Source organism: Pseudomonas sp. NPDC089996, from assembly GCF_044748405.1.
Lineage (GTDB): Bacteria > Pseudomonadota > Gammaproteobacteria > Pseudomonadales > Pseudomonadaceae > Aquipseudomonas.
In genome coordinates this window covers 261,509-277,803 of sequence record NZ_JBIVGA010000001.1, presented here as the reverse complement: position 1 = coordinate 277,803, position 16,295 = coordinate 261,509, and the positions used below count along the sequence as shown (strand labels likewise).

At 64.4% G+C, this 16,295-nt stretch carries 13 protein-coding genes; 6 read left to right on the top strand and 7 right to left on the bottom strand.

Features of this window, described 5'->3' with window-relative positions:
- Positions 1 to 94: 94 nt before the first annotated feature.
- Positions 95 to 1,006, top strand: coding sequence for a LysR substrate-binding domain-containing protein (locus tag ACIPW4_RS01320; protein ID WP_400654154.1), 912 nt, complete (start codon positions 95 to 97; stop codon positions 1,004 to 1,006).
- Here ACIPW4_RS01320 and ACIPW4_RS01315 read toward each other — a convergent pair.
- A complete protein-coding gene (locus tag ACIPW4_RS01315) occupies positions 967 to 2,166 on the bottom strand; it encodes a YbfB/YjiJ family MFS transporter (protein ID WP_400654152.1) in 1,200 nt (399 codons plus the stop codon). The two genes, ACIPW4_RS01320 and ACIPW4_RS01315, sit on opposite strands and share 40 nt — an antisense overlap.
- A gap of 129 nt (positions 2,167 to 2,295) precedes the next feature.
- Between ACIPW4_RS01315 and ACIPW4_RS01310 the strand changes: the two genes are divergently transcribed.
- Positions 2,296 to 3,153 (top strand): LysR family transcriptional regulator, encoded by an 858-nt coding sequence (locus tag ACIPW4_RS01310; protein ID WP_400654151.1) that lies wholly within the window; start codon positions 2,296 to 2,298, stop codon positions 3,151 to 3,153.
- A gap of 193 nt (positions 3,154 to 3,346) precedes the next feature.
- On the top strand, positions 3,347 to 4,609 hold the full coding sequence (locus tag ACIPW4_RS01305; RefSeq protein WP_400654149.1) for an OprD family porin: 1,263 nt from the start codon (positions 3,347 to 3,349) through the stop codon (positions 4,607 to 4,609).
- Between the two features lie 106 nt (positions 4,610 to 4,715).
- Here the strand turns inward: ACIPW4_RS01305 and ACIPW4_RS01300 are convergent, their stop codons facing one another.
- The 4 genes from ACIPW4_RS01300 to ycaC all read right to left on the bottom strand — a co-directional run bounded on the left by ACIPW4_RS01300 (position 4,716) and on the right by ycaC (position 8,841).
- Entirely contained in the window at positions 4,716 to 6,698 is a 1,983-nt protein-coding gene (locus tag ACIPW4_RS01300) for an amidohydrolase (protein ID WP_400654148.1), read from the bottom strand.
- Between the two features lie 231 nt (positions 6,699 to 6,929).
- Entirely contained in the window at positions 6,930 to 7,748 is an 819-nt protein-coding gene (locus tag ACIPW4_RS01295) for an alpha/beta fold hydrolase (protein WP_400654146.1), read from the bottom strand.
- 40 nt (positions 7,749 to 7,788) lie between these two features.
- The gene (locus tag ACIPW4_RS01290) at positions 7,789 to 8,097 is read right to left on the bottom strand and encodes a hypothetical protein (protein WP_400654145.1); all 309 of its coding nucleotides are present in this window, start codon (positions 8,095 to 8,097) and stop codon (positions 7,789 to 7,791) included.
- 114 nt (positions 8,098 to 8,211) lie between these two features.
- The gene (gene ycaC / locus ACIPW4_RS01285; RefSeq protein WP_400654143.1) at positions 8,212 to 8,841 is read right to left on the bottom strand and encodes an isochorismate family cysteine hydrolase YcaC; all 630 of its coding nucleotides are present in this window, start codon (positions 8,839 to 8,841) and stop codon (positions 8,212 to 8,214) included.
- A gap of 218 nt (positions 8,842 to 9,059) precedes the next feature.
- Here ycaC and ACIPW4_RS01280 point away from each other — a divergent pair, with 218 nt between their 5' ends.
- The gene (locus ACIPW4_RS01280) at positions 9,060 to 10,487 is read left to right on the top strand and encodes a mechanosensitive ion channel domain-containing protein (protein ID WP_400654141.1); all 1,428 of its coding nucleotides are present in this window, start codon (positions 9,060 to 9,062) and stop codon (positions 10,485 to 10,487) included.
- A 148-nt stretch (positions 10,488 to 10,635) separates the two neighbouring features.
- Here ACIPW4_RS01280 and ACIPW4_RS01275 read toward each other — a convergent pair whose 3' ends face one another.
- Together ACIPW4_RS01275 and ACIPW4_RS01270 are read right to left on the bottom strand one after the other, a co-directional pair.
- Entirely contained in the window at positions 10,636 to 11,922 is a 1,287-nt protein-coding gene (locus ACIPW4_RS01275) for an NAD(P)/FAD-dependent oxidoreductase (protein ID WP_400654139.1), read from the bottom strand.
- Between the two features lie 158 nt (positions 11,923 to 12,080).
- On the bottom strand, positions 12,081 to 13,571 hold the full coding sequence (locus ACIPW4_RS01270; protein ID WP_400654137.1) for an aldehyde dehydrogenase family protein: 1,491 nt from the start codon (positions 13,569 to 13,571) through the stop codon (positions 12,081 to 12,083).
- A 136-nt stretch (positions 13,572 to 13,707) separates the two neighbouring features.
- On the opposite strand from ACIPW4_RS01270, the gene ACIPW4_RS01265 reads away from it, so the two are divergent.
- Together ACIPW4_RS01265 and ACIPW4_RS01260 are read left to right on the top strand one after the other, a co-directional pair.
- Positions 13,708 to 14,598, top strand: a complete 891-nt coding sequence (locus ACIPW4_RS01265) for a LysR family transcriptional regulator (protein WP_400654136.1) — start codon at positions 13,708 to 13,710, stop codon at positions 14,596 to 14,598.
- Between the two features lie 223 nt (positions 14,599 to 14,821).
- Positions 14,822 to 16,207 carry a VOC family protein gene (locus tag ACIPW4_RS01260; protein ID WP_400654134.1) on the top strand — a complete coding sequence of 462 codons (1,386 nt, stop codon included), beginning with the start codon at positions 14,822 to 14,824 and terminating at the stop codon, positions 16,205 to 16,207.
- The last annotated feature ends 88 nt before the right edge of the window (positions 16,208 to 16,295 follow it).

The window sequence follows — 16,295 nt, the reverse complement described above, 5'->3', positions numbered from 1 at the left end:
GGTATTTCGCGTTGAAGGTCTCAGATTAAAATCATCACCTTAACGCCTCTGCTCCGCGAAAATTACCTTTAGCGTTCCGTCCGGAGAACGATCATTGGAAGACCTCAACTCCCTCTACTACTTCACTCAAGTCGTAGAGCACGGTGGCTTCGCCCCGGCCGGGCGGGCGCTGGACATGCCCAAGTCGAAGCTCAGCCGGCGTATCGCCGACCTTGAGGACCGCCTCGGCGTGCGGCTGCTGCACCGCACCAGCCGCCACTGCTCGCTGACCGAGATCGGCCAGGCCTACTACAACCGCTGCCTGGCCATGCGCGTGGAAGCCGAAGGCGCGGCAGAGATCATCGAGCGCAACCGCAGCGAACCGCGCGGGCTGGTGCGCATCAGTTGCCCGACCACCCTCCTCAATTCCTGGGTCGGGCCGATGCTCACCCGCTACATGCTCAAGTACCCGCAGGTGGAGTTGTTCATCGAGAGCACCAACCGCCGCGTCGACCTGCTGCACGAGGGCTTCGACCTTGCGCTGCGGGTACGCTTCCCGCCGCTGGAGAACACCGACATGGTGATGAAGGTGCTGAGCAACAGCACCCAGTGCCTGGTCGGTCAGCCGCAGTACCTGGAACAGCTGCCCAAGGGCTTCGACCCGCAGCTACTCGGCACGCTGCCCAGCCTGCACTGGGGCAGCGTCCAGCGGGAATACCAGTGGGAGCTATTCCAGGGCGAGGACAGCAGCCGCAGCATCGTTATCCCGCATACCCCGCGGATGGTGACGGACGACCTGTTCGCCTTGCGTCACTTCGTGGTGGCCGGCGTCGGTATTGCGCACTTGCCACGCGTGGCTGTACGTGAGGATCTGGCGGCGGGGCGCTTGGTGGAGCTGATCCCGGACTGGCATCCACGCTGCGGCATCGTGCATGCGATCTTCCCGTCACGGCGCGGGCTGCTGCCCTCGGTGCGGGCACTGATCGATCATCTGGCCGAAGAGTTTTCCATCAGCGACATGGCCTGACGGTCCTTGAGCAGCAGGTCGGCCAGCAGCGCCAACACGACTGCCCCGGCCGCTACCGCGAACAGCACGGTGTAATGGCCACCACTGAGCGCAAAGAGTGCCGAATAGGCGTAGCCGGCAACCGCCTGGAAACTGGCGAACGATACTGTCGCCCGGCTCCAGGTTGCGGTCTGCCCGGCATGGCCATCGACCAGCTGATGCACCCTGGCCAATGCCAGCGGCACAATGCCCGGCGGGAACGAACCGATCAACAGGGCGGCGACACCCAGCAGGCGCAGGTCATGGCTGCCCAGTAATGCAGCCAAGGCCGCCAGTTGCGCCAGCAGCACCAGGCGAATGCCAGCACGAGCCCCCAGGTGGTCGGCCAGCAGCCCGTAAACCACCGGCCCGGCAATTGCCCCCAGGCCGTACAGCCCCAAGATCATTGCGCCGGCGTGGGTACCGGCGCCAAGCCCACGGCTGATGTAGTCCACCAGAAACATCATCGGTGCCACCAGTGCCGTAGCCATGAGCGCGTACTGGCCGAACAGTACGAGGATGGCGGGGGAAGCGGCTGCCTGCTGCGTAGGCCTGGCCGTTTGCGCATGGGCGTGCTCGGCTGGCCATCCCGCCCAGCTACTGACCGTCAGCACCAGCGACAGAACGGCCAGCCCCAGCCAGGTCTGCTGTACCCCCTTGCCCAGCAGCCACGGCACCAGGCTGGCGGCACCGGCGATACCCAGGCCGATGCCGAGGAAGATCGCGCCACTGGCCAGCCCACGGCGCGAAGCCGCGACATGGGGCAGGATCGCACTGGCCGCCAGCACCATGATCACACCGCCTGCCACCCCTGAGAGCAACCGCCAGCCGAAGAACCAGCTCACCGACAGCGGCCAGGCACACGCCAGGAACGCCAGGCTGACCAATAGCATCATGCCGCGCAGTACCGATGCACTCGACCAGTACGCTGCCAGCGGCCTGCCGACCAGCGCGCCGATCAGATAGCCCGCGAGGTTGGCTGCACCGAGGTAGACCACCGCCGAACTGGCGAACCAGTGCGCGTCGATCAGCGCGGGAACCAGCGGTGTGTAGGCAAACCGCGCCAGGCCGATGCCGACCAGGCTGGCACACAGCCCAGCCCAGATCGGCAGCCAAGGCGCACGTGATGCGGGGTTGTTCATGATCTTCCCTTGCGCCGGAAGCGGCGCTTGTTGATGACGATGGGAAAAGCATAAAGTCATCGCTTGCTGAATAAACGCAGCGATTTTTCAACATTGCCCTGCATTCATGCATCACCGAGGATTACCCTGATGAACTGGGACGATACCCGTGTGTTTCTGGCCCTGTGCCGCGAGAAGACCTTGCGCGGTGCAGCCCGCAGCCTGGGTGTGGATCAGGCGACCGTGGGCCGCCGGCTTGCATCGCTGGAAAGTGCGCTGGCCGCGACGTTGTTCCTGCGTACCTCCAGCGGCTATTCGTTGACCAGCGCCGGCGAAGTGGCGATGCGCGCGGGGCTGGAGATGGAAACTGCCGCCGCCGGCCTGCAGCGGCAGATCCTCGGCATGGATGAGCGCCTGAGCGGCGTGGTGCGGGTCACCACCACCGACTCCTTCGCCCTGGACTTCATCATCCCCGCGGTCGCCCGGCTGCGCCTCGACCACCCGGGGATCGAAGTACAGCTGCAGGCTTCGACGCAGATGCTCAACCTCAGCCAGCGCGAGGCCGATATCGCCGTGCGCACGCACAAGCCGGACAACCCCGAGCTGGTGGTGCGGAGGCTGGCGCGCTGGCACAGCGGGCTGTTTGCTTCACACGCGTATTTGCAACGGCGCGGCGAACCCTCCCCCGGCAGCGCGTTTGCCGGGCATGAGCTGGTGGTCTATCAGCCGCACCTGGACAGCGGCAAGGAGGTGACCCTCGCGGGCGAGCCGATTGCTCAAGGGCGGATTGCCATGACCTGCACCTCTGGGCTGATGGTGCGGCGGGCACTGGCCAGCGGCCTCGGCCTGGGTGAGCTGCCAGTACCACTGGGGGAACGGGATGGTCTGCAGCAGGTCTGGGCGCAGGGCAAGCCGTACGACATCTGGCTGGTGACTCATCAGGATGTGCGCCACACGGCCCGGGTACGCGTGGTGATCGAAGCGATTGCGCAGGCCTTCAGCCTCTAGATTGCCTGTACCAGCCTCTTCGCGGGCGAGCCCGCTCCCACAGGAACCACGCGCGTTTGAAGCCTGTGGTAATCCTGTGGGAGCGGACGTGCCCGCGAAAGGGCCGTGACAGGCAAACTCGCCAGCACACAGTTACAAGACCGCTAGCCTATCCTTGATCCACAGTCCCGGATCATCGCCCCCCGGAGCCCCCATGATCCGCGCCAATCACGGACCAGGCCGCGCCCTGCTCGCCACCCTCGTCCTTTCTCCGACACTCAGCCAGGCCGATGAACCCGGCTGGTCGCTGCTCAGCCGCAACTACTTCCTGCACAGCGATTTCCGCTCACCCTCTGGCAGCGGCCAGAACTACCGTCAGGAATGGGCCCAGGGTTTCATCGGCGAGTTCCGCTCCGGCTTCACCGAGGGCATGGTCGGTGTAGGCCTCGACGCCCACGGCTTCCTCGGCCTCAAGCTCGACGGCGGGCGCGGCCATGCCGGCACCGGCCTGCTGCCACGGGACAGCGATGGCCGCGCCGAGTCCGACTATTCCAGCGCCGGTGCCGCGCTCAAGCTGCGCATGGGCAACTCCCTGCTGCGCTACGGCGAGATGACCGTCGAGACGCCAGTGTTCGACACCGGTGACAAACGCCTGCACCCGGAATACGCCAGCGGCTGGCTGGCAGAGAACACGGACCTGCCTGACTGGCGCCTGCAGGCCGGGCACTTCACGGCCTTCAACAACCAGGACAACAGCTCCAGCCACGACGACTTCAGCGGCTACGGCGCCACCACCCGCAACCGCGCCATCAGCCTGGCCGGTGCCACCTTTGCGCCGCACGGTCCCTTCGGTGGCGCGCTGTACGCCGGCCAGCTGGAGGACACCTGGCGCCAGGCCTACCTCAATCTGAATTTGGCCGAGGGCAGCTGGCGCCTGGACGGCAACCTCTACAGCACCCGCGACACCGGCAACGCCAGCGCCGGGGCGATCGACACCGTCGCCTACAGCCTGATGAGCAAGTACAGCTTCGGCGCCCAGGCCCTGACCCTGGCTTACCAGAAGGTCGAGGGCGACACGCCGTTCGACTTCGTTGGCGGCGACTCCATCTACCTGGCCAACTCGATCAAATACGCCGACTTCAACGGCCCCGGCGAGCGCTCGTGGCAACTGCGCTACGACCTCGACTTCGCCACCCTTGGCGTGCCCGGCCTGAGCCTGATGGGCCGATACGTCAGCGGCCGCGGCATCGACGGCAGCCATGCGCCAGCGGGCGGCGCCTACGTGAATCAGTACGGCCAGGGCGGCAAGCACTGGGAACGCGACGTCGACCTGAAATACGTGGTCCAGGCCGGTGCCGCCAAGGACCTTAGCCTGTCGTTCTCCCACGTCAGCCACCGCGCCAACCAGGCCCAGGCCGGCGATGATATCGACCGCATCTACCTGATCATCGAATACCCTCTCAAAGGCAGCTTCTGAAAACAGAGCAGTACCTGTGGGAGCGGGCGTGCCCGCGAAAGCGGCCGACATTGAAAGAAACAAAAAGGGGGCCAGAAACTGGCCCCCTTTTTCTCATCAACTCAGCTTAGAACGCGAAGCACGAACAACCCAGCGCCCCCCAGAAACCCTGGAAGTCATTCACCGGCACACTCGATTTACGTGCCTTGTCATGGCTGTGCGCATGCACCCCGCACGGCCCCGAGCACTGGTGCACGGCGGCCGCCAGCGATGGCGTGCCCACGCGCCAGTGCCCCGGCACCTTGGCCACCGGCGACCACTCCGGCAACACCGGCACCTGCGGTGGGCCAAGCTTGTCGAACTCGCCAGCACCGTACACGACCTTGCCATCGACAAGGGTCAGCACCGACTCGATGCCCTTGATCGCTTCTTCATCGACACTGAAGAAGTCCAGCGACAGTGCCGCCAGGTCGGCCAGCTGGCCCACTTTGATCTGGCCCTTCTTGCCCTGCTCGCTGGAGAACCAGGCGCTGCCCTGGGTGAACAGCTGCAGCGCGGTCTCTCGGTCCAGGCCTTCCTTGTACAGCTCCATGCCGCCAACGGTCTTGCCGCTGACCAGCCAGTACAGCGAAGTCCACGGGTTGTAGCTGGATACGCGAGTGGCATCGGTACCAGCCCCCACCGGCACGCCCATCTCGAGCATGCGCTTGATCGGCGGGGTCTGCTCTGCAGCCTTGGCGCCGTAGCGGTCGACGAAGTATTCACCCTGAAAGGCCATGCGGTCCTGGATGGCAATACCGCCGCCCAGCGCCCGCACGCGCTCGATGTTCTGCGGGGTGATGGTTTCGGCGTGGTCGAAGAACCACGGCAGGCCGTTGAACGGGATGTCGCGGTTGACCTTCTCGAACACGTCGAGCATGCGCGTGATCGATTCGTTGTAGGTGGCGTGCAGGCGGAATGGCCAGCGCTGCTCGACCAGGTGGCGCACCACCGGTTCCAGCTCTTCTTCCATGGTCTGCGGCAGGTCCGGGCGTGGCTCGAGGAAGTCCTCGAAGTCGGCGGCGGAGAACACCAGCATCTCGCCGGCGCCGTTGTGGCGCAGGAAGTCGGTGCCGCTGTGCAGCTTGACGCTGGAGGTCCACTTCTTGAAGTCGTCCAGTTCTTCCTTGGGCTTCTGGGTGAACAGGTTGTAGGCGATACGCACGGTCAACTGGTTGTTGTCGGCCAGCTCCTGGATCACCGAGTAGTCGTCGGGGAAGTTCTGGTAGCCGCCGCCGGCATCGATGGCGCTGGTCAGGCCCAGGCGGTTCAGCTCGCGCATGAATTGGCGGGTGGAGTTGACCTGGTATTCCAGCGGCAGCTTCGGCCCCTTGGCCAGGGTGGCGTAGAGGATCATCGCGTTCGGGCGGGCGATCAGCATGCCGGTCGGATTGCCGAACTTGTCGCGCTGGATCTCGCCACCCGGTGGGTTTGGCGTGGTCTTGTCGTAGCCGACGGCCTTGAGCGCGGCGCGGTTGAGCAGTGCGCGGTCATACAGATGCAGCAGGAACACCGGGGTATCGGGCGCGGCCTGGTTGATCTCTTCCAGGGTCGGCATGCGTTTTTCGGCGAACTGGAATTCGTTCCAGCCACCGACCACACGCACCCACTGCGGGGTCGGCGTGCGTGCGGCCTGGTCTTTGAGCATGCGCAGGGCATCGGCCACCGACGGCACGCCTTCCCAGCGCAGTTCCAGGTTGTAGTTCAGACCACCGCGGATCAGGTGCAGGTGCGAGTCGTTCAGCCCCGGGATCACAGTGCGCTGCTTGAGGTCGATGATCTGCGTGGCAGCGCCCTTGTGGGCCATGGCCTCGGCATCGTTGCCCACGGCGATGAAGCGGCCGTCCTTGATGGCGACGGCGGTGGCGGTAGGCTTTTCGCGGTCAACGGTGTGCAGTTTGCCGTTGAACAGAATCAGGTCGGCGGTCATGGAACCTCCTTGGGTGGATGCGTGAGCGGAACCGGCTTGGCCGGTGAAGGGCAATGCGGACCAGAGGGCGCCGGCGGCTCCCAGCACGGTGCTGGTGGCGAGGAACTGGCGACGGGTCTGGTCGTTGCGGTCCTGGGACATGGGCTTCTCCGGCTGAGGGCGGCGGCAGGCGCAACAGCGGAGCATGCCGGTTGCTGCAAGGCCAGGGATTGCACGGATGTGCGGTGGGTCGTAGAAGGTTAGCCCTGTTCAAAATTTATGCTGCGTGGGCTGGCGTCTTCGCGGGCACGCCCGCTCCCACAGAGAAATTGCAGCTTTCGACTGCTGCGCGATACCTGTGGGAGCGGGCGAGCCCGCGAATGCCTTCCTCCGTTACTTCTGGAGGAACGCCAGCAAGTCTTCATTCAGCTGCTGGGCATGGGTTACCGCAAACCCATGCGGCGCGCCGGCATACACCTTCAGTTGCGCCCCGCGAATCAGCTCTGCCGCCTGCTTGCCGGTGGTCTCGAACGGCACGATCTGGTCGTCATCGCCATGGATCACCAGAGTCGGCACATCGATCTTTGCCATGTCCGGGCGGAAGTCGGTTTCCGAGAACGCAGTCACGCAATCCAGGGTGCCCTTGATCGACGCCATCAGCGCAATGTTCAGGGTTTGGGCCTGCACGCCCTGGGACACCTGTTGCCCATGGTTCAGGCCATAGAACGGGGTAGCGAAATCAGCGATGAACTGCGCACGGTCGGCACGCAGGCCGGCGCGGATACCTTCGAACACCGACAGGTCGACACCCTCAGGGTTGTCATCACGCTTGCCGAACACCGGCGTCACCGCGCCCAGCAGCACCAGCCCGGCCACCCGCTCGCTGCCGTGGCGGGCAATGTAGCGGCTGACATCACCGCCACCCATCGAGAAACCGACCAGGGTCACGTCACGCAGGTCGAGGTGTTCGATCAGCTGGGCGATGTCGTCGGCGAAGGTGTCGTAGTCGTAGCCGGTCCACGGCTGGCTCGAACGGCCAAAGCCCCGGCGGTCGAAGGCGATGGCGCGGTAGCCGCGGCTGGCCAGGAACTCCATTTGCGAGTCCCACATGTCGGCGTCCAGGGGCCAGCCGTGGCTGAACAGCAACGGCTTGCCGCTGCCCCAGTCCTTGTAATAGATCGAAGTGCCGTCGCGGGTAACGAGTGTGGTCATGTCGGTATCTCCTTGAAAGGTGAAAGGTGGGGGCATCGGCTCAGCCGCGCAGCCAGTTGGCGCAGCGGCGGGTTACCCAAGGCATGATGTAGAACACCACGGGCAGGATGACGAACAGGTTGACGATCAGGTTGCCGCTGATCACGCCGCCCAGCTGAGGGAAGCGCTCGAAAAACGGCGCCAGCAATTGTGGAACGACCATGGTCATCGGGCAGATCACCAGATAGGTCAGCAGCGCCTGTTTCCAGCGCGGCGGTTGTGCTGGCGTGGTGCCCGTCGGGCCATCGAGGACCTGGTGTTGCAGGCATACGGTCACCACTTCGCGGTTGTCATGGGTTGCGGTGTTCATCGGCGTTCCCTGGGATGAGCTTGCCCGCATCCACTGTGCAACGGCGGACGGGCGGAGGATTGGATAGGTGTGCTGCCCGTGCCGGGCACCGGCTGGCGGTGCCCGGCGCGCGGCTTACTTGTTGGCGTTGAAGGCGTTGTAGCTGGTCATCAGGTTGCGGTAGTCCGGGATGTGGTTGGAGCACAGCGCGGCCAGGCCTTCGATGTCGTTGCGCCAGTCGCGGTGCAGCTCGCAGGCCACGCCGAACCAGGTCATCAGTTGCGCGCCGGCCTGGCTCATGCGGTCGTGGGCGGCGTCGCGAGTCATGGCGTTGAAGGTACCGGAGGCATCGGTCACCACGAACACATCGAACTCCTCTTCAAGGGCCGCCAGGGCCGGGAAGGCTACGCACACTTCAGTCACTACGCCGGCGATGATCAGCTGCTTCTTGCCAGTGGCCTTCACCGCCTTGACGAAGTCTTCGTTGTCCCAGGCGTTGATCTGGCCAGGACGAGCGATGTACGGGGCGTCCGGGAACAGTTCCTTCAGCTCTGGTACCAGCGGGCCGTTGGGGCCTTGTTCGAAGCTGGTGGTGAGGATGGTCGGCAGGTTGAAGAACTTGGCCAGGTCCGCCAGGGCCAGGACGTTGTTCTTGAACGCGTCCGGCTCGATGTCGCGCACCAGTGACAGCAGGCCAGCCTGGTGGTCGACCAGCAGAACAGCGGCGTCGTCTTTGTTCAGGCGGTTGTATTTGAAGTTGGTCATGGGGGTAGCTCCTAAGGATTTTGATTTTCAGTAAGTTGGGTGTTTCGCGTTGATGGGAGAAGATTAAAACCAACACCTTTGGAGCGGTAGATAGCGCTTTTTGGCTTTAGCGTTCTATTCAAGGAACGATCTGTTGGCAGCGGATTTGCTGGCCGCATTGCTTGCCCGAGCAAGCTGCTCTATTACTACGCACAGCCCTCCTCACCCCCGAGACTTCCATGCTGGCGTTCATCCAGTCGTCCCCGTTGTTGCTCGGCACCGGCCTGATCCTGCTCGACCTTGTGCTCTGGCAATTGATCCCCATTGAGCGTCGAGCCTGGCGCATCGGCACGCGGCTGGTGATCTTCCTGCTGTTCAGCGCGGTGCTGGTGGCTGCCGGCATGAGCCCGCTGCAACCACCGCCGTGGCCTGACGATGTGTCGCGCAACCTGATGGCCACGGTATTGACCATCGGTTGGTGGCTGTTTGGCGCACGCACGGTGACCGTGGTGTTCGGCCTGCTGCTGGTGGCCCGTGGCAGCCATGGCGGGCGTCTGCTGCAGGATGTGTTGGGGGCGCTGATCTTTCTCGCGGCCGTGGTCGCCGCTGCGGGCTATGTACTGCAACTGCCGGTGAAGGGCCTGCTGGCCACCTCCGGGGTAATGGCCATCGTCATCGGCCTGGCGTTGCAGAGCACCCTGGCCGACGTGTTCAGCGGTATCGTGCTGAACACCACGCGCCCCTATCAGATTGGCGATTCGATCTCCATCGATGGTACCGAAGGCAAGGTGGTCGATATCGACTGGCGGGCAACGCGCATGATCACCGGCACCGGCAGCCTGGCTGTCATCCCGAACTCGGTCGCGGCCAAGGCCAAGCTGCTCAACCATAGCCGCCCGGCCGACCGCCACGGGGTGGCGATCAGCGTGGTGGTACCTGCCAAGGTTCGCCCCAGGCGGGTATTCGACGCGCTGGAAAAGGCCTTGCAAGGCACCAGCGCCCTGCTCGCCTCGCCAGCGCCCAAGGTGTCGGTGAAAACCTCGACGCTGGAGTCCGTGGAATACGAGGCCACGGGCTTCATCACCGACGCTGCACGCAAGACCGAAGTGCGCAACCAGCTGTTCGACCTGGCCCACCGACACCTGGAGGCCAGCGGGGTGATGTGGAACGTCGACCTTGCCATCCCACCGCGCAGCCGCCAGCGCGAGGTGCTGGACGAAGTGCGGGTGTTCCGTTCGTTGAGCGATCAGGAGCGTGATGCGCTGAGCCAGCGCATGACGGCAGTGGAGTACCTGGCCGATCAGGTGATCCTGGGCGTGGGTGAGCAGTCCGAGCATTTGCTGGTGATTGGCAGCGGCGTGGTTTCGGCGTCGGTGCGCGATGGTGACAAGCTGCTGGAAGCCGGGCGCATGGGGCCGGGCGAAGTGCTGGGGGTCGAGGGGATCATCGATGAAGACAACTCGTTTGCCGAGTTCCGCACGCTGACCAGCTGTGTGCTGTATCGCATCGAGAAGGAGCAGGTGAAAAGCTGCCTGGTGCAGCGTGGCGAGGTGCAGACCGCGTTGAGCAAGTTGCAGCGGTTCCGGAAACAGAGCCGGGAGTCGCTGCTGCTGCAGAAGCCGGTTTCAATCAAGAAAGGCGGCTTCCTCAGCTGGTTGCACAAATGACCTGCCGTGCGCTTCCTGTAGGAGCGGCCTTGTGTCGCGAAAGGGCTGCGCAGCGGCACCAGGATATCAGCGGCGCTGCATAAATTGCCGGGGCCGCTGCGCGGCCCTTTCGCGACACAAGGCCGCTCCTACAAAAGCAGCACAAGTCTTACAGAACTACTCTCAGACATTGCCCCGCGTGGTACAGCGAGAACCCGGACTCATAGAACGCAGTGCGCAGCGAAGGCGCACTCACACCGGTCATCGGCGAGAACGGAATCGGCAAGCTGTCCGCTTCCTCCTTCAACAGGAACTCGGCAAACGCCCGGCCGATCACGGTGCCGGTGGTATTGCCACGGCCGTTGTACCCGGTCACCGACACCAGCCCTGGCGCTGGCTCGAACAGCCGCATCAGGTGGTCTGGGGTAAAATCGATGCAACCGGTCCAGTGCATTTCCCATTCGACCTTGCCCAGCTCCGGGTAGTAATGGCTCTGGATGCGGTCGGCCCAGCTGCGCACGAACCAGTCCGGCTTGTTGTCGACCCGACCGAGGCTGCCGAGCAGCAGGCGGCCCTGATCGTCGCGGCGGATGCTGCTGAGCACGGTGCGGGTGTCCCACGAACCCTGGCCGTGCGGTAGCACCTTGTCGGCTGCTGCGCCGTGCAGCGGCTTGGACGCCACCTGGTAGTAGTAGCCGCGGAAAAACTGCTTCTGCAGGTTGCTCCAGTCGCCTTCGGTGTAAGCCCCCGTGGAGATCACCACCTTGTCGGCGCGCACCGAACCGCGCGCGGTCTTCACCCGCCAGGCATCGCCGTCGCGCTCGAGGCCCTCGACCGAGGATTGCTGGAACAGCTTGCCGCCCAGGCGCGCCACGGCAGCGGCCAGGCCCTGGGTGTAGCCCATCGGGTTGATGGTGCCGGCGCGGCGGTCGAGCAGCGCGGCAGAAATCTTGTCGGTGCCGCAGTATTCCTGGCACCGGGCGCCGGTCAGCAACTCGACGTCGGCACCCCGGCGGCGCCATTGCTCATGGCGAGCCTCGAGGTCGGCGATGCCGGTGGCGTTGTGCGCCATGTGCAAGGTGCCTTTGTGCTGGGCCTGACAGTCGATGCCAAGGCGCTCGATCATGGCGAACACTTCGGCCGGGGCTTCGCCAAGTACCTTGTTCAGGCGGCTGCCCTGCTTCTGCCCAAGGGTCGCCTCGACGTCATCGGGGCGGATCCAGGTGCCGGCGTTGACCAGCCCGACGTTGCGCCCGGAGCCACCGTGGCCGATCTTCCAGGCCTCCAGCAGGATCACCGACTTGCCCTGCTCGAGCAGGTGGATGGCCGCCGACAGGCCGGTGATGCCGCCGCCGATCACGCAGACATCGGCCTTGTGCTCGCCGGCCAGGGCCTGGCTTGCGACGGTTGGTTGGCTGACGTGTTCCCACAAGCATTGTTGACGCAGTTCGGACATGGCCCGGCTCCAGCAGTGTTGTTCTTGTAGGGGCTGCCTTGCAGCCCATCGCAGGCAAGCCAGCTCCTACAGGGATCTCTGTCGCCTGCGCGATCCCTGTAGGAGCGGGCTTGCCCGCGAACCGGGGGCCATGCCCCCGGCCATACCACCTCAAACCTTCAGTCGAACACGATACCCTGCGCCAGCGGCAGCTCGCGCGAGTAGTTCACGGTGTTGGTCTGCCGACGCATATAGCCCTTCCAGGCATCGGACCCGGACTCACGGCCACCGCCAGTCTCTTTCTCCCCCCCGAACGCCCCGCCGATCTCGGCACCGCTGGTGCCGATGTTGACGTTGGCGATGCCACAGTCGCTGCCCGACGCACTCTGGAAGCGCTCGGCTTCGCGAATGTCGGTGGTAAAGATGCACGACGACAGGCCCTGTGGCACTTCGTTGTTCAGGCGCAGGGCCTCTTCGAAGTCGTCGTAGGCCAACACGTAGAGGATCGGCGCGAAGGTTTCGTGGCGCACCACCTCGCTCTGGGCCGGCATTTCGGCAATGGCAGGCGACACGTAGTAAGCGTTCGGATACTGCTCGGCCAGCTGGCGCTCACCGCCGAACACCTGGCCACCTTCGTCACGGGCCTTGGCCAGCGCACCCTGCATGGCGTCGAAGGACTGCTTGTCGATCAGCGGACCGACCAGGTTGTCTTTGCGTGGGTCGCCAATGCGCACTTTGCCGTAGGCGGCTTTGACACGAGCAACCACTTCGTCTTTGATCGAGCGATGCACGATCAGGCGACGCAGGGTGGTGCAGCGCTGGCCGGCGGTGCCGACAGCGGAGAACAGGATGCCACGCACGGCCAGGTCGAGGTCGGCGCTCGGGGCAAGGATCATGGCGTTGTTGCCACCCAGCTCGAGGATGCTGCGACCGAAGCGGGCGGCAACACGTGGCCCGACTTCACGGCCCATGCGGGTGCTGCCGGTGGCGCTGACCAGCGGTACGCGTGGGTCGTCGACCATGGCTTCGCCGGCTTCGCGGCCGCCGATCACCAGTTGCGCCAGGCCAGCCGGGGCTTCACCGAATGCTTTCAGGGCTTTTTCGAAAAGCGCCTGACACGCCAGGGCGGTCAGCGGGGTCTTCTCGGATGGCTTCCACACCACCGAGTTACCGGCCACCAGGGCCAACGCAGTGTTCCAGGCCCATACGGCCACCGGGAAGTTGAAGGCGCTGATCACGCCGACCACGCCCAGCGGGTGCCAGGTTTCACGCATGTGGTGGCCCGGGCGCTCGGAAGCGATGGTCAGGCCGTACAGCTGGCGCGACAGGCCGACGGCGAAGTCGCAGATGTCGATCATTTCCTGCACTTCGCCCAGGCCTTCCTGGGTGATCTTGCCGGCTTCGATCGAGACCAGCTCGCCGAGGTCGGCCTTGTGTTCACGCAGCACTTCGCCGAACAGGCGCACCAGCTCGCCACGGCGCGGAGCCGGCACGCTGCGCCAGGCCTCGAAGGCGCTCTGGGCCTGATCGATGCGGGCGATGGTCTCGGCCTTGCCGAGCAATTTCACCTTGGCGATCTGGCTGCCGTCGATCGGCGTGTGAACAGGGTAGTCGCCCTGGGTGTAAGCCTCGGCGGCAACGCCAAGGCGCTCGAGCAATCCAGCAACCATTTGTGCTTCTCCTACATCGGGTGATGGGGTGGAAAAATGATGTGGATCAGTATTATTCCGATCACACCGGTGCAACAAACGACCTTTATTCCGCTTATCATTCCGTCAGGTAATGATTTGAGCCGCAGAGAACGCTATGTCCAAACGCCTGGTGCCTTCCATGACCGCCCTGCAGTGCTTCGAAGCTGCAGCCCGCCACCTGAGCTTTACCCGTGCCGCCGAAGAACTGCACCTGACCCAGAGCGCAGTCAGCAAGCAGGTGGCGCAGCTTGAAGAGATGCTGCGCCACCACCTGTTCCTGCGCATCCGCCGGCGCCTGCAGCTCACGCCCGCTGGCAGCCTCTACCTGGCCGAGGTCAACAAGATCCTCACCCAGGTCGACATGTCCAGCCGCTACGTGCTCACCTACGGCGAGCAGACCGAGATATTGAAGGTAGCCACTCAACCGAGTTTTGGCGTGCGCTGGCTGATCCCGCACCTCAAGGGCTTCGGCAAGCGGCACACGAACATCCACCTCGACATCCGCAACGAGATGGAACCGTTTGCCCTACTGCAGGGTTCGGCGGATGTGGTGTTCTTCTACGGCCAGGGCACCTGGCCGGGGGCCACCTGCGTGGAGCTGTTCGGCGAAGAGGTGGTGCCAGTGTGTGCGCCGGAGCTGCTGGCCGGGCGTGAGCTGGCAGATGCAAGTGAGTTGGCGGACATGGTGCTGCTGCAAAGTACATCGCGGCCGGAGGCCTGGCATGAGTGGTTCCTGGAGCTGGGGTTGCACAGTGTCAGCGCCTACCATGGGCCGCGTTTCGATACGTTCTACATGGCGTTGAGTGCGGCACAGGCAGGGTGTGGGGTGGCGTTGGTGCCGCGGTATCTGGTGGCCAAGGAGCTGGCGGAGGGTAGCTTGGTCATTCCGTGGAATCATGCAATGCGCAGTGCCGGCAAGCATTACCTGGCCTATGCCGAGCATGCAGCGGAGGTGCCAAAGGTGCGGGCATTGGTGGAATGGATTCGCGAACAGCTGCAGGCGTGAGATTGCCCGGGCCGCTTTGCGGCCCTTTCGCGACACAAGGCCGCTCCTACAAAAGCGACGCGATCCCTGTTGGAGCGGCCTTGTGTCGCGAAAGGGCTGCAAAGCAGCCCCATGGCACTAACATCGATCGCTAATGGAATGACTGGCTAACTTTTTTTCGCTTGTGAGCCAAGTGCATTCCCAGCTTTCATGTAAGTGTCCGAACCTACCCAGGAAGCTAGCGATGCCAGCCCACGATTTCGTCAGCCCCGACAGCATCCGCGCGCAGTTCTCTGCCGCCATGTCGCTCATGTACAAACAGGAAGTGCCGCTGTACGGCACGCTGCTGGAGCTGGTGAGCGAAATCAACCAGCAGGTCATGGCCGAGCAGCCCAAGGTGGCCGAAGCCCTGCGCTGGACCGGCGAGATCGAACGCCTGGACCAGGAGCGCCACGGCGCCATCCGCGTCGGCAGCGCCGAAGAGCTGGCCACCATCGCCCGCCTGTTCGCGGTGATGGGCATGGCGCCGGTCGGTTACTACGATCTGAGCTCTGCCGGCGTACCGGTGCACTCCACCGCGTTTCGCGCCGTGCATGAACAGTCGCTGCACGTCAGCCCGTTCCGCGTGTTCACCTCGCTGCTGCGCCTGGAGCTGATCGACAACCTGCCATTGCGTGACCTGGCACAGGGCATTCTGGCCAAGCGCAAGATCTTCACCGCTCGTGCACTCGAACTGGTTGCCCAATCCGAGCACGATGGCGGCCTGAACGCAGCCGATGCCGACGAATTCGTCCGCGAAGCCCTGCACACCTTCCGCTGGCACCAGGATGCCACGGTCACTGCCGAGCAGTACCAGCAACTGCACGATCAGCACCGCCTGATTGCCGACGTGGTGGCCTTCAAAGGCCCGCACATCAACCATCTGACCCCTCGCACCCTGGACATCGACGCCATCCAGGTCGGCATGCCGGCCAAGGGCATCCCGCCGAAAGCCGTGATCGAAGGCCCGCCGACCCGCCGCCACCCGATCCTGCTGCGCCAGACCAGCTTCAAGGCGCTGCAGGAGAAGGTTGCGTTCAGCGATCACCAAGGCAGCCACACCGCACGTTTCGGCGAGATCGAGCAGCGTGGCGCGGCGCTCACGCCGAAAGGTCGCCAGCTCTACGACAAGCTGCTCGATGCCACCCGTGCTGCCCTGGGTGGTGCACCAGCCGAGGCCAATGCCGAACGCTACCGGGCACTGCTGCAGGAATGCTTCGCCGAATTCCCGGATGACCTGGTGCAGATGCGTGAGCAAGGGCTGGCGTACTTCCGCTACTTCGCCACGGAGAAAGGTTTGGCAGAGCGCGAGCAGCAGGGTCGCCCGACTACGCTGGAAGGCCTGATCGACGCCGGCCACGTACATTTCGAGGCACTGGTGTACGAGGACTTCCTGCCGGTGAGTGCGGCGGGGATCTTCCAGTCGAACCTGGGGGATGAGGGCCAGGCCGAGTATGGCAGCAATGCCAACCGTGAGGCCTTCGAGGCGGCGCTGGGGCTGCGGGTGCAAGATGAGCTGGCGCTGTATGCGCAGAGCGAGCGGCGGTCGTTGCAGGCTTGTGCCCAGGCATTGGACCTGGGGTCGATGTAAGGCTTTAGTGCCTCTTCGCGGGCAAGCCCGCTCCCACAGGACCGCCACAGGCCCGAAGCTGGCGCTGTACCTGTGGGAGCGGGCTTGC